Consider the following 25,302-nt stretch of genomic DNA (forward strand, 5'->3'; position numbering starts at 1 on the left):
GTTTCCAACTGGTATCATCAACGAAAATACCTTCTTCAATACGCTGCCGATATTTTTGTTTTTCCGGATCGCCCGGCAATAATAACTCCCCGTCATCACGTGACTGACGAACCCAGGCTAATAAAGCGGGGATTTCCTGCTGATAAGTTTCAGCGCCGCCTAATCGTTGAGGGTCAATCAGAATAGACAGCATACTATTAATAATCTGTTTCTTTTCTCCTTTTACCGTGCGTTCCGTTCTGCCGCCGGTCAAGGCGGCCCCCAGCAACGAGCAGATAAGCGATAACCCCGCCCCTTTGTGCTGACCAAACGGCAGGAGCGCTCCCAGCGGTTGCTCCATCAGCCAGCGCGGATCGACCGTTGGGTTCCCCTGACTATCGACAATGCAGCCGGGGGGCAATTGTTTACCTTCGTTCCAGGCAATACGCGCTTTATTACCGGCAATCACGCTGGTGGCGAAATCCAGAATCACCGGATCGCCCCCCGCTACCGGCACACCCACACAGAAAGGATTAGTACCGAACCGTGGCCGCTCCCCCTGCCACGGTAACACCACTGTAGAATGGACATTGGCGAAGTGCAGCGAAACCAGCCCGGCTTCAGCCGCTTGTTCAGCCCAGGCGCCAATGCGCCCCAAATGGTGGGCATCCGCAAGACTGACGACCGCGACGCCATGAGCCTGAGCACGCGTAATCCCTTCCGTTAACGCCTGTCTGGCAACCACCTGACCGAATCCCTGCTGGCCGTCAAAGGAAATCAGCGACCCGAAATCCAGGGTTTTTTCAGCATTGGCATCGGGAGATAACCCGCCCTCCCTGATGGCCGCGATATAACGAGGCAGCATACTGACGCCGTGTGAATCATGCCCCTTAAGACTCGACTCCACCAAATTATCCGCCACGATCCCGGCTACACCGTCATCGACCTCAATATTCACTAATTGCGAGCGCAAATAATCGCGTAAAAAATGGTGACTAAATACCGGCATAATCGCCTCTGAATACTGATTAAATAATGTAGGCAACACTATAACGCTGGCATTTTTATACCTAACTGAGAAATAAAACTATCGATAGCAAATAATGTGCTAAAGCAATCGCCATCTGATATTGAATTGATTTTCGATAAGAAGTAAAACATTTACTCTAAGTTATTCCAAAAAGGACTTTAGTAATAAATACAGAAGAAAATAGGATGCAACAAGATTGTTGCCTTAAACCAGACGTATCAGAATCAAATTCAATTTATTTAGCTGCTTTGCGGGTAGTTCAAATAAAAATGATGTTTTGCTAAAAAAGAGAAGAAAATGAATAATCCTCCCAAAAATAACACACTCCGTCGCTTAACCCTCACGGCGACGCTGGCTTTCACGTTAGCCTCCTTTGGCGCAGGTGCGGAAGGGAACATCAGCATAGCCCAGCAGTTTGGTATCGGTTATCTGATCCTGGATGTGGTGCGCGATCAAAATTTGATCGAGAAACACGGTAAACAACAGGGGCTTGATATCAAGGTAGACTGGCGCACGCTTTCCGGCGCCACCGCCATCAATGAAGCACTGCTGTCCGGCGCGTTGGATGTCGCGTCAGCCGGTGTACCGCCGATGCTGACGGTGTGGGATCGCACCCGCGGGCGCCAAAATGTCAAAGCTATTGCCTCGCTGGGATCGATGCCCAATTACCTGCTGAGTAATAATCCGGCGGTGAAAACCATTGGTGATTTAAGCGATAAGGATCGTATTGCCGTACCGGCGGCCGGCGTGGGATTCCAGTCCCGCACGTTGCAGATTGAAACCGCCAAACAATACGGCGTGGACGACTTTAAACGCTTTGACAAAATCAGCGTGAGTCTGCCCCATCCCGACGCCAGCGCGGCGCTGATTGCCGGCGGTTCTGAAATCAATGCTCACTTCTCCAGCCCTCCTTTCCAGTATCAAGCGCTGGAGCATAAGAACGTGCATAAAATTCTCAGCTCTTATGATGTGTTAGGCGGCCCGGCAACATTCAACGTGCTGTACACCACCCAGAAATTTCACGATGAGAACCCCAAAACCTATCGCGCTTTTTACCATGCGTTGGCAGAAGCCGCTGAAATTATCAAAGCCGATAAGGCCGCCGCGGCTGAAACCTATATCCGGGTAGAAAAATCACGGCTCGACCCGGCGCTGGTTAAACGCATTGTGGAAGATCCTGAAATCGACTTCACCGTCATCCCCCAGCGCACCTATATTTATGCCGAAAAATTACATCAGCTTGGGGTGCTGAAAAACAAAGCAGACTCCTGGAAAGATTACTTCTTTAGTGAGATCCATGACCAGCCGGGCAGCTAACAACCGGGATCATCGTCTTGCCGAGGGTAACCAAACCAATTTGGTTGCCCGTATTTAACCTGCGCCACCGGCAAACGTCACCGAATGACCAGATAATCACTCACAGGAGGATTTATGGGTAACCCTAATAACGACACCTCAGCGCAGCCGCTATTGCAGATAGACGGCGTCGGGCTGGAATACCGCACCCGGCGCAGCCTGGTACGGGCAACGCATGACGTCAGTTTTGACGTGTTTCCCGCCGACCGTTTCGTGCTGCTGGGGCCGTCTGGATGCGGTAAGTCCAGTCTGCTGAAGTCGATTGGCGGATTCTTGCCGCCGGTGAATGGCGAGATCCGTCTGGATGGTGAAACCGTCACTCAGCCAGGCCCAGACCGCATCATGGTGTTTCAGGAGTTTGATCAGTTGCCGCCGTGGAAAACCGTGCTGGAAAACACGCTGTTCCCGCTGGTAGCCAGCCGTAAGGCCACTCGCAGCGAAGCACGGGACAGGGCAATGTATTTTCTTGAGAAAGTCGGGTTGGTGAAGTTTGCCGACGCCTATCCGCATACGCTGTCCGGTGGGATGAAGCAGCGGGTAGCGATCGCCAGAGCGCTGGTCATGCAGCCCAAAGTATTATTAATGGATGAGCCGTTCGCCGCACTGGATGCGCTGACCCGCCGTAAAATGCAGGAAGAGTTGCTGCTCTTGTGGGAAGAGGTTCGGTTTACGCTGCTGTTTGTCACTCACTCCATTGAGGAAGCCTTAATTGTTGGCAGTCGCGTGCTGCTGCTCTCCCCACATCCGGGACGGGTTCGTGCTGAAATCAACTGCCACCAGTTTGTCATGGCTGACCAGGGCAGCGAGGCTTTTCAGGCGACGGCCCAACGTATACACCATCTTCTCTTTCCGGCTGAAGGCACTATATCCACGCCAGCCGCAACGCATCAGGGTAAACATTATGAGCATCCAACCGCCCGTCCGGCCCGAGTATCAGCGTGAGCTGACGCCGCTTACCGATTTCACACTGGCACAGCCGCTGCCCCTGACAACCCGGTTGTGGAACCAGGCATGGGTGCGCAAGTTGGTCATTTTACTGGCGCTGATTGTGCTTTGGGAAGTTGCCGCCCGCTGGCAGAAAAACGATTTGATGTTTCCCGGCTTTCTGCAAACTTTTCATGCCTTTAGCGCCGATCTCGCCAGCGGTGAACTGCCGGAAAAAGTGATTATTTCGCTCGGTACACTGCTCAAGGGCTATATCATCGGCAGCCTGCTGGCGCTGGGACTTAGCGCGCTGGCGGTTTCAACCCGTACCGGGCGTGACCTGCTGGCGACATTAACCTCTATGTTCAACCCGTTACCCGCCATTGCCCTGCTACCGCTGGCGCTGCTGTGGTTTGGCCTGGGAGAAAAGAGCCTGATCTTTGTGCTTGTCCACTCCGTGATGTGGCCGATGGCGCTGAATACCTACTCTGGCTTTCTCGGCGTGTCGGAAACGCTGCGGATGACCGGGCGGAACTATGGGTTAAAAGGCCGGCGCTACGTCACCGCTATTTTAATTCCCGCCGCACTCCCCTCCATTCTGTCCGGTCTGAAAATCGGCTGGGCGTTCGCCTGGCGTACACTGATTGCCGCCGAGCTGGTTTTCGGGGCATCAAGCGGTGGGGGCGGTCTGGGTTGGTATATTTTTCAGAACCGCAATGAACTCTACACCGACCGTGTTTTCGCCGGTCTGGCATCCGTTATCATTATTGGTTTATTGGTGGAAGGTCTGATTTTTGCCACTATTGAAAAAATAACGGTAAAACGCTGGGGAATGCAGCGGTAAACCCCTGTGATAGAGCAATTTCATCCATGCAGTGCTGGAACTGTTCTTATGACCGCAGACTCTTCACTATTATTACCGGATGTTGTGTTTTTCTAACGGCAGGAGCTACCGTGACATGATTGCAATTCAAGCACCACAAACCTATCTGAACCGTGATGGCATTATCGATAATGTTGGTGAATATATTACGCCTTTCGCCAAAACCCTGCTGATCATTACCAGTCCGCAAGCCTGGCAGGCCACTGCTGAAAAGGTTGAACACAGCCTGGTTCAACACGGTCTCGCCTGGCGGATTGAATATCTGCCGGGCGACTGTACGCAGGCGGCCATTGATACGCTGGTTAGTCAGGCACGGAAACATGGCGCGGAATTGATTCTGGGCATCGGCGGTGGCCGGGTACTGGATGCGGCAAAAGCTACCGGAGAATATTTGGGGCAGTTGCCGGTGATTACCGTACCTACCATTGCCGCCACCTGTGCAGCCTGGTCGCCCATCAGCGTGATCTACGGGGATACGGGGGCGCATCAGGGGCCTTTGGCGCTGAAGCGGCTTCCAGTATGGGTATTGGTTGACAACAATGTGATAGCACAAAGCGACCCGCGTTACCTGAAAGCCGGTATCGTAGATGCACTGGCAAAGTGGTACGAATTTCTGCCTTACCTGCGCAATGGCGATGAGGGGCTGGCGCTGGCGTTAAAAGCGCAGGCCGCCAGACTGGCGGTGGATACGTTTAATACCTATGGCGTACAGGCCCTTGCCGATAACCAGCAAAAGCAGGTTACGCCAGCATTGCGCAAAGTCATTGATGCGGTGATAGCACTGGCCGGGATTGCCAACAGTATGAAAGACGACGTACCGCGCATTGGCGTCGCTCATGCCATTCACAACAGCATGACCCGTTTGCCGGAACTGCATCACTGGTTACACGGGGAAAAAGTAGGGTTCGGACTGGCGGCTCAGGCGATCCTTGAGTATGACAATGCCAGCGATAGAGAAGAACTGCTATTACAGCTTCTGCGTTACGGTAGCCCATTAACGCTGACTTTACTCGGTCTTGACGATCGGCCTGCGCAGATTGAGGAGATCGCCAAAAACGTAAAAATCAAACCCCACATCGCCGCATTACTGCCGTTCTCTGTAGAGCCTGAGCGCATTAAAAATGCGCTATGGGCCACACAACAGCTAGCAGGATTCGCGGCTGATCACCAGGCGGCCTGATCCCTTTTCCCCGGAAATTTTTCCGGGGAAAAGGTGGTAAGACAGAATTTATCTGGCTGCTCAATCGGTTAGAAATCAAGGAAAGCGATCAGATTTGGTAATCAATCACATTCTCGTCGTTCTCGGCAAACACCTTATCTTTAATCTCAGCCAGAGACAGCTCGGTGTTACACAATTGGATAAACTTCCAGGCATAGTTACGCTGTAACTGGTTCTTTTTTAACCCCAGCCACACGGTGTTCGCCTCAAACAGATGTTCAGCATTCAGCCTCACCAGCCCTTTATCACGCAGTGGATCGTAAGCCTTATCAGCCAGAATACCGACTCCCAGCCCCAATTCCACGTAGGTTTTGATGACATCGGAATCCTGGGCGCTCAAGGTAATCTCCGGCGACATGCCCGCAGCCTGAAAGGCCCGGTCCACACGGGAACGCCCGGTAATACCCTGACGATAGGTAATCAACGGCGCCGCGTTAAGCATATCCAACGTCACCACTGGCTCCTGAGCCAGTGGATGATCCTCCGGCACGACAATCGAATGGTGCCAGCGGTAATAGGGGAAAGCCGCCAGCGAGGGATCATTAATCAGCCGTTCACTGGCAATGCCAATATCGGCTTCCCCAGAATGCAGCATCGCCACAATCTCGTCAGGCGTGCCTTGATTCAGCACCAGACGCACCTGCGGATAAAGTGCGCGGAACGCCTTGATCACTTGCGGCAAGCTATAACGCGCCTGAGTATGGGTGGTGGCAATCACCAGTTGCCCGGTATCATTGTTAGTAAATACGTTAGCTAACCGACGGATATTGCTGGCATCATTCAGGATACGTTCTGCCACAATCAGCAACTCTTTACCCGGTTCGGTCATTCCCAGCAGACGTTTACCACGACGGACAAATATTTCAATCCCCAGTTCTTCTTCCAGCTCACGGATATGGCGACTCACTCCAGATTGAGAGGTAAACAGGGTATTCGCCACTTCGGTCAGATTGTAATTACACCGTGCTGATTCACGAATAATCTTCAATTGCTGAAAATTCACCCTTCACTCCATCACTATTGCAACATTCATGTGTACCATTGATACGAAGGAATGGTGTCCGGGACAAATAAGGAAATGGATTTGATTATATTTTTTTATACTAAGAACAGTTAACCTGAATCTTTCTGAAAGGAAGAAACGCGAACAAAACAATAACTCCACTGAATTCAATCAATTAAAAAACCAGTGAAAATAAACAATTTAGACATCCATTGAACGATACTTCTTTTTGGTATTGGTTATAATCTCCAGATCTAACGAATCATACCCATGAATTTATGGTGGGCGGTTCTGCCCGCCGCAAGGCGGCAACTGAACGAATGGTCAGGAGCCTACACACCTGCAACTTGAAAGATGACGGGTATATAGTGAAAAAACAGGTTTCATCATGCTAACCGGTATCCTCTTTGCCCTTTGCGCTGGATTAATGTGGGGATTAGTGTTTGTCGGCCCCCTGTTGGTGCCTGAATACCCAGCCGCACTGCAATCAACAGGCCGCTACCTGGCGTTCGGCCTGATCGCCTTGCCGCTGGCCTGGCTTGACCGACGTCGGCTACGTCGGTTAACCCGCCAGGACTGGTGGGAAGCCGCCAAATTAACCACCGTTGGCAACCTGCTCTACTACTTTTTTCTAGCCAGCGCCATTCAGCGCACCAGTGCGCCCGTTTCAACCATGATTATTGGCACATTACCGGTGGTGATTGCCGTAACGGCGAATCTGCTCTACTCCCAACGGGAGGGCCGGGTTTTGTGGCGTCAGTTGATACCGGCGCTGGCGCTGATCGTCGCAGGGCTTGTCTGTGTGAATATCGCCGAATTGAAATCCTTATCGATAACGCTGGACGCCTGGCGCTATGTTAGCGGCATCATGCTGGCGTTGGTGTCAGTGATCTGCTGGACCTGGTATCCGTTGCGTAATGCCCGCTGGCTGCGTGAACATACCGATCAAAACCCGATCACCTGGGCGACCGCACAGGGCGTTGTCACGCTGCCTTTAGCCTTGCTGGGATATATGTTGGTGTGCGGTCATCTTGCTTTCAGCCGTGAGGCGTTCGCCCTGCCGTTTGGCCCGCGCCCTGCGGTATTCATTTCACTGATGGTTGCCATCGGTCTGTTTTGCTCCTGGCTGGGCACGCTCTGCTGGAATGAAGCCAGCCAGCGTTTGCCAACTGTGCTGCTCGGTCCGCTGATTGTATTCGAAACGCTGGCGGCGCTCAGTTACGCCTTTATGCTGCGGCAAAGCTGGCCGCCGATGCTGACGCTAGGCGGCGTAGGCTGTCTGGTAATTGGCGTGATTTATGCGATGAGAATCAAACCCAAACCGCTGGTGGTGCCGGTGGTGGTTTCGCCATCAGCAGGGAAGTAAGTCGCTGTATATTGTATGTTAGCGGCCTCCCCCACCGGCAAGTTGCTCAAACAGCACGGTTAATTGCTGTTCATCTCTTGCGCCCTGGTGCTGTGCCATCACCTTACCGTCGCCGTCAATGATAAACGACGTGGGGGTGCCGATAACCTGATAACGTTCTTTGGTGATCCCCAGTTGGTCGCGGATAACCGGGTAGCTGATCTTTTGCTGCTCCAATAGCGGGGAAATATCCACGCCGTCCGGGTCGGTATTGACCGCCACCACCACCACGTTATCGCCATAGCGCTTATTGAGCGTTTCCAGCGTGGCCATTTCTGCCAGACAGCCACCACAGCCAGAAGACCAGAAATTCAGGTAAACGCGTTTCCCCTGCCAGCGGGTCAGATCAACCTGTTGACCGGTTAAATCATACGCGGCCAGCGCAGGCGCTTTCGCCCCGACACTCACCTGTTCTTCCTTGCAGCCGCCAGACAACACCAGCATTGCCAGCAGGCAAGAGAGGGTTAACCCCTTACGCCACAGCATGATGATTAACCTCCTCACCGAAATATTTACCGTGCTGCAAACGAATAATGCGATCGGCAAATTTTCCCAGTTCAGGATTGTGCGTCACCATTACAATGGTGCGGCCCTGATGGTGTAAGCCTTTCAGCAGATCCAGTACCCGCTGTTCATTTTCTTCATCCAGATTGCCGGTCGGTTCATCGGCAAAGATGACCGGCGGCTCGTTCACCAGCGCACGGGCAATACACACCCGCTGCTGCTCACCGCCGGAAAGCTGGCTGGGTAAATGGTCGATGCGGTGTTCCAGCCCCACTTGTTCCAGTACCCGCTTTGCGGCGGTTTCATCCACGATACTGTGATAATGCTGGGCCAGCATGATGTTTTCCAATGCAGTCAAAAAGGGGATCAGGTGGAATTGCTGGAACACCAGCCCGATTTTATCCGCCCGGAATTTTCGCCGCCCTTCCTCATCCAGCGCTGCGGCATCAATACCATCCAGCAAAACCTGACCCTCACTGACCGTATCCAGACAGGTGAGGATATTCATCAGGGTGGTTTTGCCCGATCCCGATGCCCCCATAATGGCCACAAACTCGCCACGGGCAATGCGAATATTAATATTCTCCAGCGCGGTAACCTGTCCAAAGCGTTTATATAGCCGACGCGTTTCAATCACCGCTTCTGGTGTCTGCCCCGCGCCCTGAATATTTATTGATGAGGACATCGTCACTCTCCTTTTAACACGTTGGCCGGTTCGACATAAATCGCTCGTCGGGTGGGAACAATGGCCGCGACTGCCGCGACCAACAGAGAGAGCGCCAGCGTCAGCGGGAAGACGGGGACCCGCAGCGAGATCGTCGCGTTGAACACCGCCATTCCCAGTATCTGGGCCAGCAGATAACCCAGCAATGAACCACACACCACCGCGGCCAAAGCAATGATGCCGGTTTCCGCCAGCATCTGATAGACAATATCCCGCCCACTGGCGCCCAACGCTTTCTGTAAGGCAAACTCACGGGCGCGCTCACCGACAATCGCCATCAGAGTGGTATTAACGCACAGCGAGGACAGCACCAGTATTACTGCCGAAACCAGTCCCATCAGCCCTTTGATCTTATTCAACACCTGGCCTTCGGAGGCGGAAACCTTTAGGATCGGCCGAATTTCCAGTTGTGGATATTGCTGCTGTAATCGCCCGGCAAATTGATCCACCTGCCCCAGATCGTTGCTGACGCTGAACAGCGCATTACTGACCGTTCCCTCTTTATCCAGCCACTTCTGCGCCAGATCCAGATTTACGATCAGCATGTTGTCCGTGGCATCGCCAGATTCCACTATGCCTTTAATCTGCAAACGCTGCTTGCTGCCATCGCCAACCAGCGTAATGTCGTCACCGACTTTAACGTTCAGCCGTTCCGCCAGCTTGACGCCTATCATCGCATTGCGATCGTCAAAGCTGACGCCGATCCAGTTTCCCTTCACCTGCCAATACGGCGCGAGTGGGCGTAATGATTCAAACCACACGCCCATCAGCACCACTTTCTCCAGTTCGGTCCGCGCCATGCCATAGAGATATGGGCTGGCGGCATTGATTAGCCCGGCTGGCGCATGATCAACAATCTGCTGAAAAGTCGGCTGGGGCAGCGAATTTCCACGCGCCGGACCGATGTAAAAGTTCGCGCCAAAGGTACGCAGTTCCTGGCTCATCTTGGCATTAATATCGAAATAGACGGCGGACATGGCGGTGACAATCGCCGCGCCTACCGTCAGGGCGGCGAATACGACGCTGACCCGCTGCATCCGTAGCCGTAATGCGCGGATCACCAGCCGCCAGAACATTCCATTCATCCAGGCATTAGCGGCCATACAGCACCTCCACCGGATACAGTCTGGCAATACGCCGGGCCGGAAACCAGGTGCCAATCACGGCGATCAGCATCGAAATCATCAGCACGCAGGGGATAACAATCCAGGCAAAACTGAGTGGGACCCCAAATAACATCAGGCCAATGGCTTTCGCCAGCCCCCAGCCCGCCACACAACCGGCAATACCGCCCAGCAAACCGCTCAATGCCGCTTCCAGATAAAACAGCAACATAATCTGCCACTGCCGCGCACCCAACGCTTTCATCAAGCCAATCTCTTTGGCTCTTTCCATAATGGTACTGGTCATCAGTGAGGCGATCCCCATAGCGGCGGCAATCAGTGCCGCAAAAGTGACCACGGCCAGCAACAATTGGATTTTATCGATCACCACGCCCTCCGACGCCGCCACCTGCCAGATAGGACGAACTACCGAACCGGAAATGGCCTCCTCCAACTGGTGCGCGATCGACGAGACATAAGCGGTGCAGTACCAGAGATCATATTCTTCGGCATTCAGCGCTTCCAGATTTTCACGCGCCCGGCGTGACAGATCATTCTCCGGCACCGTCAGCGCGGAAACACGAATCGCCTGTATTTTTCCTTCCAGCCCCAGCAATTGCTGCGCCAGCGCCAGCGGCATCACTAAACGGTTTTCTTCATCCCCGCCGCTGGTCAGAATGCCGCTTACCCGCACCGTGGCTGCCCCTTTCGGGCCATGCAGTTGTAGCTGACTGCCAACCTGCCAGCCATTCTGCTGTGCCAGTTGTTTTCCTGCCAGCGTCTCAGCGCTTCTTGCTGCGGAAACCGGCTCCTGCGGCCATTGACCCACAACCTGCCAGTAGGGACTGACGGTTATCTGCCCGGTGCGATAATCTTCTTCGTCCGGCACCGCGACGGGTTGAGAGAAAAAGGTGCCCAATACCGCAACCGGCTGTCCGTTAATCTCGGCGTCGCCACTCAGCAACGGCGCAAATCCGACGATATTGTTGCGCCAGAAAATATCTTTGATGTTAGGCAGTTCCGCCTCATCCAGAAAATCCTGCCCTTCCAGCGGATTGCTGCGTTCACCAAACAAAGCCGGTAACGCCGCTTGTCCCGCCGGTTCAATCAGGATATTCGCGCCATAGGATTTCAATTCACGCGCCATTTTGTCGCCGATATCGATAGATACCGCCAACAGGGCCGAAATCAGCCCCGCCGCCAAAAAGACCGTCAATACCGCCAGCGATTTACGCCGGACATTTCTGCGCCAGGATTGGCGTAACATGCGCCATAACATAATTATTCCCCTTCCGCTTGATCGTCTGCCGCAGCCGTTGAGGTAACAAATTTTCCGGGGTTTTCGCGGAAACGGTTGTAGTTCGCTTCCGATGAGAAGAAATAGGTTTTACCGCCGTATCGATACTTATGTTCAGCCTTCACGTTGGTGAGTGTGGAACCATCCACCGGATCGACAACGGCCAGCGATACCACCGTGGTAAAATAGTTGGCGCCAGCCGCCAGTGATGTTCCGCTAATCAGCAGCTCATTTTCGTCATTGCTCCAGCCTTCGATCGGCACCGGGTTACACCCACCGGCCTTACCGATGGAAGGAATAAAGATACGCACGTCGCAGGCCACGCAGATCACCTGATTGCCTTCCATCACATAGCCCTGATCGCCGCACAGCAGGCAGGCATCGAACACCACGCCCAGCCGCAACCGATCTGGATAACGATTAATGACAAAAAAGCGTACCGCTTTGCCATCATCGGCAATCCAGACAAACCGATGCAGTTTGCCATCACGAATCTGTTCGATGGGAATATGCACCTTGCCATCTGCGGCAAGCGTCACCGGTAACGCCTCCGACAGCCGAGGCGGCTGCGAGGCAACCTTGTCCCAGTAAAGCTGACCCGATACGATCGCCAGCAGCGCAATCAGGGTGGCCAGCACCGTGCGACGCACATTGCGATAATCGGCGGTGGCCTTGCGTCTGGCAATGGGGTCGGTCTCGGCCTGCATCCGCTGGCGGGTGCGCAATAAAGTCGCCAGATAGCTGGCCGCCGCCACCGCCATCAACAGCGCACTGAGATAATTCAGCAAATAGGCGCTATTGGTGACCTGCGCCACATAGCTCAGGCGCGGCTTGGTCAGCCCCATCACTTGTAGCTTCATCAATAACAACAACAGGTTGCCGCTTAACGGCAACAGCAATAACGCCACCAGCAAAATGAGCAGCGGCCAGCGCAACATGCGGATGCGCCGTACAATCATGCCGCACAGCGCGGCGCTGAACGCCAGCCAACCAATAGCCACCATCACCGCGCTGAAATTCAGCAGCAAGTCGGTATTCACCACATGCGTGGTGGTCAATGCGCTCAGGTTAGGATCGATGCCCCAGTGGACCGCCGCACCGGCAACCAATATGGTCTGCCATAAATAACCGATACGTGAATGAGAGAAAAACTGACTGATAAGAAACAGCACCAGGACAATCGCCTGGATGCTCGTAATCCAGAGTTGGACTTGCTGGCCGTTGGGCAGGCGGATACCGACTAGCGTGCCCGCAATCAATGCCAGCAGGGTTGTCCAGACTAACGGCCTGATTTCAGGCGCGGGACGGTGACTCCAGTTCAACCCTAACAACAACGCCACCGGCAGAAAGGCCTGTAACGTAGTAACAAAGAAATAACTCATGACGCACACTCAGGCGAGAAAGCTCACGCCCCTGATGGCGATATTGACAGTATTACCGACAGAGGCGTGAACATTACCGCGATGATAAAACAATCATCACGGACAGGGGATCACTTGATGCCGACGTATTTAAAATCAAAGCTGACATCAAACGGTTTCCACCAGCGGCCAACACCGGTTTCACTGTCGGTATGACGGTGCATCCCGGCTTTGGAAGGCGGGTCGATATGGTAGGTGACCTTATAGTTGCCCACGCCCATCATTTTGATGTTTGCGCCATAGTGCGGGCCATCGCTTGCGACCATCGGCATAAAATTTCCTTCCTGCTTGGCGCCGGTATCGGTGTTGATCAGGGTGTAGGCGATAGTCAGATTCGGCATCCACTCACCGGCGCCAAATCCGTTTTTGTTACCTTCAACCGCGTGAATATCCGCTTCCAGATGGATATCCGATTTTGCCGCAGGCAGCCCCATGCCACGGGGTTCCATGTCGATCGGTTGCAGATAAACCGCAGCGATCTCCAGCTCATTGATGGTCACTGGTTCACCAGCCGGATACTCTTCAAACGCAAACACTGCCGGCACGGTGAAAATGCCAGTGATTACCGCCCCAGCGATCAGACTTTTTTGCATATTCATCAAACCCATCCTCGTATCATCAATGTAAAGACAATTTCTCGTTTTAGCGCTTTTCACTGCTTCCAATATCAGATCGCCGAAGCTCTGCGACGCATGATCCAAAACGCTGCCAAGGCGGCGACTAACAATATCCCTTGCGGTATTAATGTCTCCACATAAGGGTAAATACCCAACCCGCTGATTTCGGGTACGCCGGTCAGCAATGTCGGTTCAAACAATTTGCCTTCAATCAGTTCAAGCACCCCTTTACCGGCAAAGACAAACGCCATCAGATACATGAAACAGCCGGTAAACATAAAGAAAGGCTTAAGCGGAAGTTTAACCACAGTGAAACGCATGATCAGGTAGGCAATAATCAGAATTACGCATCCGATGCCAAACCCCGCCAGAATGGAAAGATGACCGGCCAGGTTGTTCGCATCACCCACCAGCGCGTAGTAGAAAAGTACCGTTTCCGCCCCTTCCCGGTAAACCGCCAGAAAACTGGTCAGCCATAGTCCCACCATCGAACCGCTGCTCAAAGAATGGGACAATTTGCCTTCCAGATAGGCTTTCCAGTGCCGGGCTTCCACTTTTGACAGCAGCCAGTAGCTCATAAAGAACAGCATCACCACGGCAATCAGCATGGTAATGCCTTCCAGCAGTTCACGGCTGGCGCCGGAGTTGGTAAACAGTAATTGGAAAATAACGGCGGTAACGACGCTGCATAACAGCGCGACATACACCGACTGCCGGATGAGCGGTAGCTTATCGTGGTGATTGTTTTTCACCAGATAGGCGACAATCGCCGCCACAATCAGTAACGCTTCCAGACCTTCACGCACGATAATAAGCAGGCTATATATCAACAGGCTCCAGTGTGTCTCATTGCCCTCACCCAGCATGGTGGTGGCATTCATCAGATCCTGTTTCAACGCTTCGGCCTGAATCTGCAATTGTTCAACCGGTTGCCCGGCATTCATCAGGCTGACCAGACGGGTAAAATACCCTTCCAGCTTCGATTTGAACGCCGCATCACGGGAGCCGACTTTATTTTCCATCCCGGTGGCTTCAAACAGATCAAAGTAAGTGTCCTGCACGGCGATTATCGCCGGTTTGACCTGACCCTGCCGATACGTTTCTATTGCAGCAAGAATGGCCTGATTAATATCGTCAGATATTTTTGCCCAGTTAGCGTCCGGCACGTCATTGGCGCTGATTGGGTTATCACCTGCTGGCGTTGCCGTAACCGGCTGGGTGTCACGCGTGGTAGGCAACCCCGGCAACAGCTCTTCAATATCCTGCAATAGGGTTGTCACGCGATAAGCTACTTCGCTCATCTGATCAGGCTGGTTCGCCAAAGCGATCAGCGCAGAGAATTGTTGATTAATCGCGGCAGCCTGCTGCGAGGAGCGATTTTGCCGCACGGACATTTCCATCTCGGAATTTTTAAAACCCTGATAGTGCGCCTGCTGCACGCTTTGGCTGGCTTTTTTATAATCGCCGGACTGATATTCACTCACCGCCTGCGCCAGTTGGTCATCAATAATTTTAAAACTTTGCTGCCAGTACAGCGCAATCTCGTCATTGCCATAAGCGCCATGCTGCTCCTGCGCCACCAGCTTATGGCCGTCTGATAATGTGGGCAGAACGGCGTTCAGTTCCCCTTTCAGCCAGGACACTTTCGCCTGCACATCAGCCAGCGGTTTCCCTTCACCGATCATGCGCCGGATTTCACCGAAAGTTGCTTCCAATTGATAGCTTTTTTGCGCGGAGATATTGATGCGAATGGGGCCTTCAAGATTTTCGAATACCTCGAAATAGGCCATCTGTACTTCAGTACGGGCTTCATCCGGCTTCTGCTGCTCATACAATTGAGCCGTTTTATCCAGTCTGGATTCGATATCCTGGATGAAAGCGGCGTAATCGGTCGCGGCTAAAACCAGAGAACTACTGACTAGCCAACACAACGAAAAGAAAATTTTTTGCCAGATAGACATAAACGAAGTGCAGCATTAATGATATTTATTCTTATTATCACCGTGATGAGCAGATATGTCTTGATTTACATCACGGAAAAAGAGTTATTGGCGCAAAAAAGATGTAACATCTTGTTCCACCTCTTCCATTTGCCGTAACGCATCGAGCGTGGCATGAGCTTCTTCTTCATCCAAACGGCTCATGGCAAAGCCAACATGAACCAATATCCAACAGCCGATCAGCTGCTTACTGTCCACCCCATCCGTGACCAGCGCAATGTTCACCTCGCGCCGGACGCCGCAGACATCGACCCATGCAAGTTGCCGCTCGGCAGAGGCCAGCTCAATAATCTTTCCCGGAATGCCCAGACACATAGTGACTCTTCGCGTATATTTAACCAGTAACGATGTTATGCAATTTTTATGCCAAAATAAAAAAATCAAACGCAATAATATCACCAACGCCGGGGCAAACTGAAGTTTCTTTACATTAACATCTATTAAATTTACATAATTCGCCTGTTTTTCATCCACAAAAATTCCGGTTTTGCGTTTTCTTTGCTGTCGTCAAAAGTGTCGACTCGCTCTGGATACCTACTGTCGACACTAATGTCGAGCACCACGGCGTCACCAGCATTTTCGATAAGTCCTTTCTGCTCAATCCTTTATCTCACGCGGTCTGCCATCCGGATCTTATGACGTGGCACGAAATATGCTTTACGGAGCCAACCTTAGCAGAATCACCCCGGAGGGTATGGCTATGAACCGCTTCGTCATTGCGGAGCCTAAACGCTGTATCGGATGCAATACCTGCATGGCGGCCTGTACGCAGGTACACCGCCGTCAGGGATTGCAGACGCATCCGCGGCTGACGGTGGAGCGCGACATCACCGGCACCGCGCCCGTGTTATGCCGACATTGTGAAGATGCGCCTTGCGCCAGGGTCTGTCCGGTCAATGCCATTACCCATCAGGATCAGGCGGTGGTATTAAACGAAAACACCTGCATCGGCTGCAAGCTGTGCGCCATTGCCTGTCCCTTTGGTGCAATTACACCATCAGGCAGTAAGCCGTTGGCCATCCCGGAAACCTTTCGCCAGCATATTCCTTTATCCAGGCTCTCTGATGTGCCGGTCAGCATGTCCTCCATCAACCCTTTCCTGTCCTGGAATGCCGGGGTACGCAGTGTGGCCGTGAAGTGCGATTTGTGTGCCTTTCAGGATCAGGGGCCGGAATGTGTTCGCGTTTGCCCGACAAAAGCCCTGTTGATTATCGACGATCGACAGCTCGAACGCGCGGCTGCCGTAAAGCGCCTACACGCCATGACGTGGCCTGCTGGCGATAACTCTTTCCCCCTCGCCGAGACCGATCGGGAGCATAAATTATGATGACGTCACTGGAATGGTTGGCATGGGCGCTGACGCTTTATTCGGTTGGCGCATTACTGTCGTTGTGTCTGTCCCGGTTTGAGTCGCTGGCTATTCTGTTGAGCGGTATCAGCGCCGCCCTCGGCGGACTGTGCGGCATTGCCGCCGCCCTGCCGGTATTACTCAACGGTCAGCGGCTGACCGCCACGATTGAAGGGCCATTTGCCGCCTTTGCCCATTTAACCCTGCGGATGGATGCGCTGGCCGCCTTTATGGTACTGGTCATTTCACTGCTGGTGGTGGTTACCTCACTCTACTCGCTGGCTTATTTACAGGAATATCGCGGGCGCGCCGGGGCGATGGGGTTCTTTATGAACCTGTTTATCGCCTCTATGGTGGCGCTGGTGGTCACCGATAACGCTTTCTATTTCATTATTCTCTTTGAAGTGATGTCGCTCAGTTCCTATTTCCTGGTGATTTCCGATCAGGATGAAGAGGCGATTAATGCCGGGCTGCTTTACTTTTTAATCGCCCATGCCGGATCTGTGCTGATCATGATCGCTTTCTTTCTGCTATACCGCTACAGCAACAGCCTCGACTTCGCCGATTTCCGACAGGCGGCCCTCTCTGCGCCGCAGGCGTCCACGGTGTTCCTGCTGGCTTTCTTTGGTTTTGGCGCCAAAGCCGGGATGCTGCCGCTGCACGGCTGGCTGCCGCGCGCGCACCCGGCCGCACCGTCCCACGCCTCGGCATTAATGTCCGGCGTGATGGTGAAAATCGGTATCTTCGGCATCATCAAAGTGGGGATCGACTTGCTGGGCGCCGCTGAAGCCTGGTGGGGCGTGGTGGTGCTGGCGTTCGGCGCTGTTTCGTCGGTTCTAGGCGTCCTCTATGCGCTGGCTGAACACGATCTCAAACGTTTACTGGCTTACCATACCGTTGAAAATATCGGCATCATCCTGATGGGCGTGGGTGTCGGGATGATCGGCATGGCTACCCATCACCCGCTGCTGGCGGTACTGGGCCTGCTGGGCGGGCTGTATCACCTGCTGAATCATGCCATCTTTAAAGGATTACTGTTTCTTGGCGCCGGTGCGGTGATTTACCGTCTGCACACCAAAGATATGGAGAAGATGGGGGGCCTCGCACGTTTGATGCCTTATACCGCGCTGGCTTTTCTGATCGGCTGTATGGCCATTTCCGCCCTGCCGCCGCTAAACGGTTTTGTCAGCGAATGGTTTACCTACCAGTCGCTGTTTACCCTCAGCCACGAGGGCGGCTTTTCCCTTCGTCTTGTTGCGCCAATCGCCATCGTCATGCTGGCGATTACCGGCGCGCTGGCGGCAATGTGCTTCGTTAAGGTCTATGGGATTAGCTTCTCTGGCGCGCCGCGCAGCGAGAAAGCCGCACAGGCGCGGGAAGTTCCCTGGCCGATGACCTCCGCCATGCTGCTGCTGGCGCTGTTATGTGTGGTGCTTGGCGTAGGAGCCAGCGAGGTTTCCCCGATAATTACCCAGGTTGCCGTCAGCCTGACGGAAAGCGCCACGCCAGTCGTGGCGCACGGCATACTGGTCTTTCCCGGCAACCCCGGCCAAACCACGTTGTCTACGCCGTTGATTTTCATTCTGCTGCTGGCCTTGCCGGTCCTGCCGTTACTGCTTTATGTCGGCTGCAAAGGCGGTCGTCTGAATTTCCGTCAGCATGGTACGCCGTGGGCCTGCGGCTATGCCTATGAAGCCCGGATGGCGGCTTCCGCCGCCAGTTTTACCCAGCCGTTACGCGTGATGTTCGCCCCTTTGTACCGGATACGCAAAACACTGGATCCCGCCCCCATGATGCAAAACGCGCTGGAACAAACCACGCTGGCCGCCGGGCGGGCAGAACCGTTCTGGGATACGCGCCTCGTCATGCCGCTGGTAAACGTGGTTCAGCGCGCCAGCCGGGCAGTTCAATGGATTCAGCATGGCGACTTCCGGCTCTACTGTCTGTATGTGGTGGCCGCCCTGGTGATCCTGCTGCTGGCGACGATGGTCTGAGGAGAAGATGATGATCAGTTCAATCACAGAAACCCTGGTTACAGCAGGCGTAACCCCGATCTCCACCCTGATTGTCTGTGCCTTCCTTCAGGCATTGTGCTTGCTGGCTATTGCCCCGCTGATGTCGGGTATGGCGCGGGTTATCCGCGCCAAAATGCATTCACGGCGAGGACCGGGATTGTTGCAGGACTATCGTGACATTTTCAAACTACTCAAGCGTCAGGATGTATCGCCCCAATACGCAGGCGGAGTTTTTCGCCTGATGCCTTACATCCTGATCGGTACGATGCTGCTGGTCGCCATGACGTTGCCTATCGTGACGTGGGTATCACCGTTCGGCTCAGGTGGCGATGTTATTACCCTGCTCTATCTGTTTGCCCTGTTCCGTTTCTTCTTTTCTCTGGCAGGTCTGGACTCCGGCAGTTCTTTTGCCGGCATCGGGGCCAGCCGCGAGCTAACGCTTGGCATTCTGGTGGAACCGATCCTGATTTTGGCTTTGCTGGTTGTCGCACTGATTGCTGGCTCCACCAACATCGGCAATATCAGCACTATGCTGGCAAGCCGTCCCTGGCTATCCCCTACCGCCACCCTGATGGCACTACTGGCCTGCGCTTTCGCCGCTTTTATCGAAATGGGAAAAATTCCGTTCGACGTGGCGGAAGCCGAACAGGAATTACAGGAAGGCCCGTTGACGGAATATTCCGGGGCCGGACTGGCGCTGGTGAAATGGGGCATCAGTCTGAAACAGGTGGTGGTTGCCGCCCTGTTTCTTTCTATCTTCATCCCGTTTGGTAAGGCTGAAACCTTTACGCTGGCGGCGCTGGCATGGGGATCGCTCGCGTTTCTCATCAAGCTGACCGGGGTGTTTTTTGTCGCCGCCTTGATTGAGAACAGCCTGGCGCGCGGGCGCTTTCTGCTGACCGGGCATGTTACCTGGTTAGGCTTCGGCGTTGCCGCGCTGGCGTTCGTTTTTTATCTTACCGGTCTATAAGGAGTAAGCATTCATCATGGAGACGTTTACTACAGAGAATGTTGCCCTTGCGACCATCCTGTTGCCATTCATTGGCGCACTGTTGATCGCCATCCTGCCACAGCGGCAGGCTAAATGGTTTTGCTGCCTGTTTGCTCTACTGACGACACTCGGTATGGCATGGCTGGCGTATGACTATTTCGCTGGCGGTAAAAAGGACATGACCTATACCTTATACCGCTATGGTCAGACCGAGCTGTTTGGGTTTCTGTTCGACAGAATCAGCCTGTTGATTGGTTTTGCCGTGGTATTCCTCGGCCTGTTGGTCAGCATCTATTCCACCGGTTACCTGACGTCAGGCAACCGGGAGCACCCGCATGAAGGCACTAACCGTTATTATGCCTTTCTGTTGGTGTTTATTGGCGCTATGGCCGGGTTAACACTGTCATCCACCTTGCTTGGACAACTGCTGTTTTTTGAAATTACCGGTGGCTGCTCGTGGGCATTAATCGGTTACTACCAGCAACCCAAGTCGTTGCGTTCAGCGCTGAAAGCCCTGCTGGTGACGCACATTGCCTCCATCGGGCTGTATCTGGCGGCGGCCTGGCTGTTTGTTAATACCGGTACGTTTGCCCTGAGTGCGCTGGCGCAGTTGAATACCGACGGTAAAATCATCGTGTTTGGCGGTATTCTGTTCGCCGCCTGGGGGAAATCAGCGCAAATCCCCCTGCATATGTGGCTACCCGACGCAATGGAAGCGCCAACGCCGGTCAGCGCTTATCTGCACGCGGCCTCAATGGTGAAAGTCGGCGTCTATATATTCGCCAGGGCGATTTTGTCCGCCGATCGGGTGCCGCACATTATTGGCGCCGTCGGTCTGGTGATGGCGACCATCACGCTGGTTTATGGCTTTATCATGTATCTGCCGCAAAAAGACATGAAGCGCTTACTGGCCTACTCCACCATTACCCAGCTTTCCTATATCTTTTTTACCTTGTCGCTGGCGACGTTCGGCTCGCGTATGGCGTTTGAAGCGGGTGTGGCTTACATCTTCAACCATGCTTTCGCCAAAAGCCTGTTTTTCCTGGTGGCTGGCGCACTCAGCTACAGTTGCGGAACCCGTATGTTGCCAAAACTTAAAGGTATGATGCGGAAAATGCCGCTGCTGGGCGTCGGATTCTGTGTCGCCGCGCTGGCCATTACCGGCGTACCGCCGTTTAACGGTTTCTTCAGCAAGTTCCCACTGTTTGCCGCCGGGTTTGCGCTGTCGCGGGAATACGTCTGGCTACTGCCTCTGCTTATCATCACGCTGATTGAGTCGGTCGCCAGTTTTGCCTGGTTCCTCTACTGGTTTGGCCGCACCGTGCCGGGAGCGCCATCCGAAGAAATTGCTGCCGCCACGCCGGTTCCCTGGGCAATGCAGGGGGTGCTGATCGTGCTGATCGTCATGTCGGTATGTTCAAGCGTGATCGCTTCCATCTGGCTGAACTGAGGATTATTAACAATGACTGGTTCCCTTATCATTAATAACCTGGCCGGGTTGCTGATTATTACTTCCCTGCTGGTGATCGCCGCCAGACGCCCAACGGTTTCAGCCTGGCTATATGCCTTGCAGTCTCTGGTTCTGGTGCTGATTTTTGTCTCGCTGGCCGATCTGCTACAGGCCCCTCAGCTCTATATATGGTCGCTGAGTGCGTTCATTACCAAAGTCATACTGGTTCCCCTGATCATGTACCGGGCGTTTCGCAAACTGGACGATCCGCAGGCTGATGGCGGCGTGGTCAGCCCGGTAGTCATCATGCTGCTGGCAACGCTCATTGTGGTGCTGTGCTACTTCGTGGTGGAACCGGTTAAATTACCGATGGTCAGCACCCTGAAACCGGCGCTGGCGGTGTCGCTGGGGCACTTTATGATCGGTCTGCTGTGCATTGTCACCCAGCGCAATATTCTCAAACAGGTATTCGGCTATTGCCTGATGGAAAACGGTGCGCACCTCACACTGGCGCTGCTGGCGAACCGGGCGCCCGAATTAGTGGAAATCGGTATTGCGACCGATGCAATTTTCGCGGTGATTGTCATGGCATTAATGGCCCGCAAAATCTACCGCACGCTCAACACGCTGGATGTGCAACAACTGACCGCGCTGAAAGGGTGAATAACATGACCAATACTGACCTGCTTCTCACCCTGCTGGGTACGCCGCTCATTACCGCGCTGCTTGCTTTCGCATGTCGGTTCGCCGCCAGTCAGGCCCGCATGCTGGTGAGCATCATCCATCTGCTGGGGATCACTGTTCTGCTGATTGTTTCACTGTCGCTGGTCTGGCTGGTGTACCAGAACGGGGAAATTCTGTCCGTCCATAATTGGCTGCATCTCGACAGCCTCAGCGCTCTGTTTCTGGCGATCCTCGGCATTATCGGCTTTATTACCGGGCTTTACTCCCTCGGTTATATGCGTCACGAAGTGAATAGCGGCGAAATCACGGTTAAAACACTGTGTTACTACTATGGTTTCTTCCATCTTTTTCTGTTCACCATGCTGCTGGTCATCACCAGTAACAATCTGATTTTAATGTGGGCCGCCATTGAAGCCACCACGCTGAGTTCCGCTTTTTTGGTCGGGCTATACGGGCAGCGCTCTTCGCTGGAAGCCGCCTGGAAATACATCATTATCTGTACGGTAGGGGTGGCGTTTGGACTATATGGCACCGTACTGGTGTATGCCAACGCGGCCAGCGTCATGGTTGAGCCAGGAAACGCCATCTTCTGGACGGAAGTGCTGAAACACGCGGACGAACTGGACAGCACGTTGATGCATCTGGCGTTTATCTTCATCATCATTGGCTTTGGCACTAAAACCGGTCTGTTTCCGATGCACGCCTGGCTGCCGGACGCGCACAGCGAAGCCCCAAGCCCCACCAGCGCGCTGTTATCCGCAGTATTGCTGAACTGCGCCCTGTTGGTCATCGTGCGCTATTACATCATCGTCAGCGCTGCCATCGGTTCCGAATTTCCCCGCACGTTACTGCTGGTTTTCGGCATGATGTCCGTGGCGGTGGCCGCTTTCCTGATCCTGGTTCAGCGCGATATGAAACGCCTGCTGGCCTATTCCAGCGTCGAAAATATGGGTCTGATTGCCGTAGCGCTGGGGATTGGCGGGCCGTTGGGCATTCTCGCCGCCTTGCTGCATACCCTGAATCACAGCCTGGCCAAAACGCTGTTGTTCTGTGGTTCCGGTAACGTCCTGCTGAAATACGGTACACGCGATATGGATGCGGTGAAAGGGATCATGCGTGTCACCCCGCTCACCGGGGCGTTGCTGGCTGGCGGCGCGCTGGCGCTGGGCGGGATGCCGCCTTTCAATATTTTTCTTAGTGAATTCATGACCGTGAGCGCCGGAATCAGCGCCGGGTATTTGTGGCTGGTGATTAGCTTGCTGATACTGCTGACCATTGTGCTGGCCGGGTTAGTCAGAATGGTTGCCGGTACGGTGCTCGGCAGTAGCCCGGAGGCGGTAAGCAAAGGGGAACTGGGCGTTATGACCACCGCGCCGATGGTTGTGCTGCTGCTCCTGATGCTGGTGATGGGGACACATATTCCACAGCCGGTCATCCGGCTGCTGGAAAACGCCACCACTATCGTTCAAAACCCGGAAACCGACGACGCATCCCTGGATCGACGACGCCAGATGTCCTGGCTGCGCCCCGAATCCGTGACCGTCAAAAACCCCGTATCACCCATTGCTGAACGCTCAGTGTTAACCCCTTTCCGTCAGGAGATGCACCGTGATTAATGAACTCCCTGTTTCCAGCCAGGTATCCCATGTGGACAAACTCGGCACCGGTTATGCCGCCCAGATCAGAAAAAAGTTCCCGGCGGCCATTCTGGAAGAGGAGTGGCAGACAGCGAATCAGCTCACCCTGACCGTCAAACTGAACACACTGCCAGAGGTCGTTGAATGCCTTTACTACCAACAGGGGGGATGGTTGTCAGTACTCTTTGGTAATGATGAACGTTCACTAAATGGCTATTTCGCCATTTACTACGTGCTGTCAATGGAAGAGGGAGAAAAGTGCTGGGTGATTGTGAAAGCGCTGGTCAACCCGGATAACCCGGAGTTTCCCTCGGTCACGCCCCGCGTACCGGCCGCCGTCTGGGGCGAGCGTGAAGTGCGCGATATGTATGGGCTGATCCCGGTCGGCTTGCCCGACGAGCGGCGGCTGGTATTGCCGGACGACTGGCCGGACGATCTTTATCCGCTGCGTAAAGACGCTATGGATTATCGCCAGCGCCCTGCCCCCACCCGTGATGAAGAGTCTTACTCGTTCATCAGCGAAGCCAGCGGCGAGGCCCGCATCGTACCGATTGGGCCGTTACACATCACCTCTGATGAGCCGGGGCATTTCCGCCTGTTCGTAGACGGAGAACAGATTATTGATGCTGACTACCGACTGTTCTATGTGCATCGTGGCATGGAAAAGCTGGCGGAAACGCGTATGGGTTATAACGAAGTCACCTTCCTGTCTGACCGGGTGTGCGGCATCTGCGGCTTTACCCACAGCGTTGCGTATACCTCATCCATTGAAAATGCGTTAGGGATTGTCGTACCGCCGCGAGCGCACAGTATCCGCAGCCTGTTGCTGGAAGTGGAAAGGCTGCACAGCCATTTGTTGAATCTGGGGCTTTCCAGCCATTTCGCCGGTTTCGATACCGGGTTTATGCAGTTCTTTCGTATCCGTGAGAAGTCGATGACTATCGCTGAGATCCTGACCGGCGCCCGTAAAACCTATGGGCTGAACCTGATTGGCGGCATCCGCCGCGATATTCTGAAAGACGACCGGTTAAAAACCATCAAGCTGATTCGGGAGATGCGCACCGACATTGCGCAGCTTTCCGACATGCTGCTCAACACCCCCAATATGCTACAGCGAACCCAGGGGATTGGTATTCTCGACAAGCAAGTCGCCCGCGATTACAGCCCGGTCGGCCCGATGATCCGCGCCAGCGGCTTCAAGCGGGATATGCGCATCGATCATCCTTATGCGGGTTATCTGAACCTGCCGATGGAACTACATCATCTGGATGCGGGCGACGTCTATTCCCGCGTACTGGTTCGAGTACGCGAAGTGTTCACCTCAATGGCGATGATTGAATACGGTCTGGACAACCTGCCGGAAGGCCCGCTGCTTAACGAAGATTTCACTTATCAACCGCACAAGTTTGCGCTGGGCTTTGCGGAAGCGCCACGCGGTGAAGACATTCACTGGAGCATGACTGGCGACAACCAGAAACTGTTCCGCTGGCGTTGTCGCGCCGCCACCTACGCCAATTGGCCGGTGTTGCGCTATATGCTGCGCGGCAACACCGTTTCCGATGCCCCGCTGATTATCGGCAGTCTGGACCCCTGCTACTCCTGTACCGACCGGGTTACGCTTATTGATGTGCGCAAACAGAAAATCACCACGGTGCCTTATAAAGAAATGGAACGTTACGGCCTGGAACGTACATATTCGCCGCTCAAATAGG

General features: G+C 53.9%; 22 protein-coding genes. 12 read left to right on the plus strand and 10 right to left on the minus strand.

Annotated elements, in window-relative coordinates:
- A partial coding sequence (locus tag BIY29_RS10025) for a malate/lactate/ureidoglycolate dehydrogenase (RefSeq protein WP_121574988.1) occupies positions 1-988 on the minus strand: 988 nt, incomplete at its 3' end.
- A 318-nt stretch (positions 989-1,306) separates the two neighbouring features.
- Between BIY29_RS10025 and BIY29_RS10030 the strand changes: the two genes are divergently transcribed.
- The 4 genes from BIY29_RS10030 to BIY29_RS10045 all read left to right on the plus strand — a co-directional run bounded on the left by BIY29_RS10030 (position 1,307) and on the right by BIY29_RS10045 (position 5,352).
- On the plus strand, positions 1,307-2,326 hold the full coding sequence (locus BIY29_RS10030) for an ABC transporter substrate-binding protein (RefSeq protein WP_240630074.1): 1,020 nt from the start codon (positions 1,307-1,309) through the stop codon (positions 2,324-2,326).
- A 114-nt stretch (positions 2,327-2,440) separates the two neighbouring features.
- Complete coding sequence (locus BIY29_RS10035; RefSeq protein ID WP_121574989.1) at positions 2,441-3,307, plus strand: ABC transporter ATP-binding protein; 867 nt, start codon at positions 2,441-2,443, stop codon at positions 3,305-3,307.
- Positions 3,267-4,133 (plus strand): ABC transporter permease, encoded by an 867-nt coding sequence (locus BIY29_RS10040; protein ID WP_121574990.1) that lies wholly within the window; start codon positions 3,267-3,269, stop codon positions 4,131-4,133. The genes BIY29_RS10035 and BIY29_RS10040 overlap by 41 nt, the downstream gene beginning before the upstream one ends.
- A gap of 115 nt (positions 4,134-4,248) precedes the next feature.
- Complete coding sequence (locus BIY29_RS10045; RefSeq protein ID WP_121574991.1) at positions 4,249-5,352, plus strand: iron-containing alcohol dehydrogenase family protein; 1,104 nt, start codon at positions 4,249-4,251, stop codon at positions 5,350-5,352.
- Between the two features lie 88 nt (positions 5,353-5,440).
- Here the strand turns inward: BIY29_RS10045 and cbl are convergent, their stop codons facing one another.
- Entirely contained in the window at positions 5,441-6,394 is a 954-nt protein-coding gene (cbl, locus tag BIY29_RS10050; protein WP_121574992.1) for an HTH-type transcriptional regulator Cbl, read from the minus strand.
- Between the two features lie 388 nt (positions 6,395-6,782).
- Here cbl and BIY29_RS10055 point away from each other — a divergent pair, with 388 nt between their 5' ends.
- On the plus strand, positions 6,783-7,760 hold the full coding sequence (locus tag BIY29_RS10055; RefSeq protein WP_121574993.1) for a DMT family transporter: 978 nt from the start codon (positions 6,783-6,785) through the stop codon (positions 7,758-7,760).
- 18 nt (positions 7,761-7,778) lie between these two features.
- Here the strand turns inward: BIY29_RS10055 and BIY29_RS10060 are convergent, their stop codons facing one another.
- The 8 genes from BIY29_RS10060 to hybG form a co-directional block, all read right to left on the minus strand.
- On the minus strand, positions 7,779-8,285 hold the full coding sequence (locus tag BIY29_RS10060) for a TlpA family protein disulfide reductase (protein ID WP_121574994.1): 507 nt from the start codon (positions 8,283-8,285) through the stop codon (positions 7,779-7,781).
- Positions 8,272-8,988, minus strand: coding sequence for an ABC transporter ATP-binding protein (locus BIY29_RS10065; RefSeq protein WP_121574995.1), 717 nt, complete (start codon positions 8,986-8,988; stop codon positions 8,272-8,274). The genes BIY29_RS10060 and BIY29_RS10065 overlap by 14 nt, the downstream gene beginning before the upstream one ends.
- 2 nt (positions 8,989-8,990) lie before the next feature.
- On the minus strand, positions 8,991-10,103 hold the full coding sequence (locus BIY29_RS10070) for an ABC transporter permease (RefSeq protein ID WP_205680326.1): 1,113 nt from the start codon (positions 10,101-10,103) through the stop codon (positions 8,991-8,993).
- Positions 10,104-10,119: 16 nt separating this feature from the next.
- On the minus strand, positions 10,120-11,409 hold the full coding sequence (locus BIY29_RS10075; RefSeq protein ID WP_121574996.1) for an ABC transporter permease: 1,290 nt from the start codon (positions 11,407-11,409) through the stop codon (positions 10,120-10,122).
- Between the two features lie 2 nt (positions 11,410-11,411).
- A complete protein-coding gene (locus BIY29_RS10080; RefSeq protein WP_121574997.1) occupies positions 11,412-12,809 on the minus strand; it encodes a Fe-S-containing protein in 1,398 nt (465 codons plus the stop codon).
- 110 nt (positions 12,810-12,919) lie between these two features.
- Positions 12,920-13,447, minus strand: coding sequence for an iron transporter (locus BIY29_RS10085; RefSeq protein ID WP_121574998.1), 528 nt, complete (start codon positions 13,445-13,447; stop codon positions 12,920-12,922).
- A 68-nt stretch (positions 13,448-13,515) separates the two neighbouring features.
- A complete protein-coding gene (locus BIY29_RS10090; protein WP_121574999.1) occupies positions 13,516-15,426 on the minus strand; it encodes an FTR1 family iron permease in 1,911 nt (636 codons plus the stop codon).
- 84 nt (positions 15,427-15,510) lie between these two features.
- Positions 15,511-15,780, minus strand: coding sequence for a hydrogenase maturation factor HybG (hybG, locus tag BIY29_RS10095; protein ID WP_121575037.1), 270 nt, complete (start codon positions 15,778-15,780; stop codon positions 15,511-15,513).
- Between the two features lie 385 nt (positions 15,781-16,165).
- Here hybG and BIY29_RS10100 point away from each other — a divergent pair, with 385 nt between their 5' ends.
- From BIY29_RS10100 to BIY29_RS10130, 7 genes are all read left to right on the plus strand, one after another.
- A complete protein-coding gene (locus BIY29_RS10100) occupies positions 16,166-16,792 on the plus strand; it encodes a 4Fe-4S dicluster domain-containing protein (RefSeq protein WP_121575000.1) in 627 nt (208 codons plus the stop codon).
- Positions 16,789-18,807: a hydrogenase 4 subunit B gene (gene hyfB / locus BIY29_RS10105; protein WP_121575001.1), complete on the plus strand. Its 2,019-nt coding sequence runs from the start codon at positions 16,789-16,791 to the stop codon at positions 18,805-18,807. Before BIY29_RS10100 ends, hyfB begins: the two co-directional genes overlap by 4 nt.
- A gap of 121 nt (positions 18,808-18,928) precedes the next feature.
- The gene (locus BIY29_RS10110; RefSeq protein WP_240630077.1) at positions 18,929-19,798 is read left to right on the plus strand and encodes a respiratory chain complex I subunit 1 family protein; all 870 of its coding nucleotides are present in this window, start codon (positions 18,929-18,931) and stop codon (positions 19,796-19,798) included.
- 16 nt (positions 19,799-19,814) lie between these two features.
- A complete protein-coding gene (locus BIY29_RS10115) occupies positions 19,815-21,269 on the plus strand; it encodes a hydrogenase 4 subunit D (protein ID WP_121575003.1) in 1,455 nt (484 codons plus the stop codon).
- A gap of 12 nt (positions 21,270-21,281) precedes the next feature.
- Complete coding sequence (hyfE, locus tag BIY29_RS10120; protein WP_121575004.1) at positions 21,282-21,932, plus strand: hydrogenase 4 membrane subunit; 651 nt, start codon at positions 21,282-21,284, stop codon at positions 21,930-21,932.
- Between the two features lie 5 nt (positions 21,933-21,937).
- Positions 21,938-23,569, plus strand: a complete 1,632-nt coding sequence (locus tag BIY29_RS10125; RefSeq protein ID WP_121575005.1) for a hydrogenase 4 subunit F — start codon at positions 21,938-21,940, stop codon at positions 23,567-23,569.
- A 31-nt stretch (positions 23,570-23,600) separates the two neighbouring features.
- A complete protein-coding gene (locus BIY29_RS10130; RefSeq protein ID WP_170158915.1) occupies positions 23,601-25,301 on the plus strand; it encodes a hydrogenase large subunit in 1,701 nt (566 codons plus the stop codon).
- Position 25,302 lies beyond the last annotated feature (1 nt).

The sequence above is a fragment of the Brenneria alni genome (assembly GCF_003666245.1).
In the GTDB taxonomy this organism is placed as follows: domain Bacteria; phylum Pseudomonadota; class Gammaproteobacteria; order Enterobacterales; family Enterobacteriaceae; genus Brenneria; species Brenneria alni.

Coding starts and splice junctions, on each gene's coding strand:
- BIY29_RS10070 (WP_205680326.1), bottom strand. CDS start 10,103: ATGTTCTGGCGGCTGGTGATCCGCGCATTACGGCTACGGATGCAGCGG.
- BIY29_RS10115 (WP_121575003.1), top strand. CDS start 19,815: ATGGAGACGTTTACTACAGAGAATGTTGCCCTTGCGACCATCCTGTTG.
- BIY29_RS10125 (WP_121575005.1), top strand. CDS start 21,938: ATGACCAATACTGACCTGCTTCTCACCCTGCTGGGTACGCCGCTCATT.
- BIY29_RS10085 (WP_121574998.1), bottom strand. CDS start 13,447: ATGAATATGCAAAAAAGTCTGATCGCTGGGGCGGTAATCACTGGCATT.
- hybG (WP_121575037.1), bottom strand. CDS start 15,780: ATGTGTCTGGGCATTCCGGGAAAGATTATTGAGCTGGCCTCTGCCGAG.
- hyfB (WP_121575001.1), top strand. CDS start 16,789: ATGATGACGTCACTGGAATGGTTGGCATGGGCGCTGACGCTTTATTCG.
- BIY29_RS10035 (WP_121574989.1), top strand. CDS start 2,441: ATGGGTAACCCTAATAACGACACCTCAGCGCAGCCGCTATTGCAGATA.
- BIY29_RS10040 (WP_121574990.1), top strand. CDS start 3,267: ATGAGCATCCAACCGCCCGTCCGGCCCGAGTATCAGCGTGAGCTGACG.
- BIY29_RS10045 (WP_121574991.1), top strand. CDS start 4,249: ATGATTGCAATTCAAGCACCACAAACCTATCTGAACCGTGATGGCATT.
- BIY29_RS10080 (WP_121574997.1), bottom strand. CDS start 12,809: ATGAGTTATTTCTTTGTTACTACGTTACAGGCCTTTCTGCCGGTGGCG.
- BIY29_RS10100 (WP_121575000.1), top strand. CDS start 16,166: ATGAACCGCTTCGTCATTGCGGAGCCTAAACGCTGTATCGGATGCAAT.
- BIY29_RS10055 (WP_121574993.1), top strand. CDS start 6,783: ATGCTAACCGGTATCCTCTTTGCCCTTTGCGCTGGATTAATGTGGGGA.
- hyfE (WP_121575004.1), top strand. CDS start 21,282: ATGACTGGTTCCCTTATCATTAATAACCTGGCCGGGTTGCTGATTATT.
- BIY29_RS10075 (WP_121574996.1), bottom strand. CDS start 11,409: ATGTTATGGCGCATGTTACGCCAATCCTGGCGCAGAAATGTCCGGCGT.
- BIY29_RS10065 (WP_121574995.1), bottom strand. CDS start 8,988: ATGTCCTCATCAATAAATATTCAGGGCGCGGGGCAGACACCAGAAGCG.
- BIY29_RS10090 (WP_121574999.1), bottom strand. CDS start 15,426: ATGTCTATCTGGCAAAAAATTTTCTTTTCGTTGTGTTGGCTAGTCAGT.
- BIY29_RS10030 (WP_240630074.1), top strand. CDS start 1,307: ATGAATAATCCTCCCAAAAATAACACACTCCGTCGCTTAACCCTCACG.
- BIY29_RS10060 (WP_121574994.1), bottom strand. CDS start 8,285: ATGCTGTGGCGTAAGGGGTTAACCCTCTCTTGCCTGCTGGCAATGCTG.
- BIY29_RS10110 (WP_240630077.1), top strand. CDS start 18,929: ATGTCGGGTATGGCGCGGGTTATCCGCGCCAAAATGCATTCACGGCGA.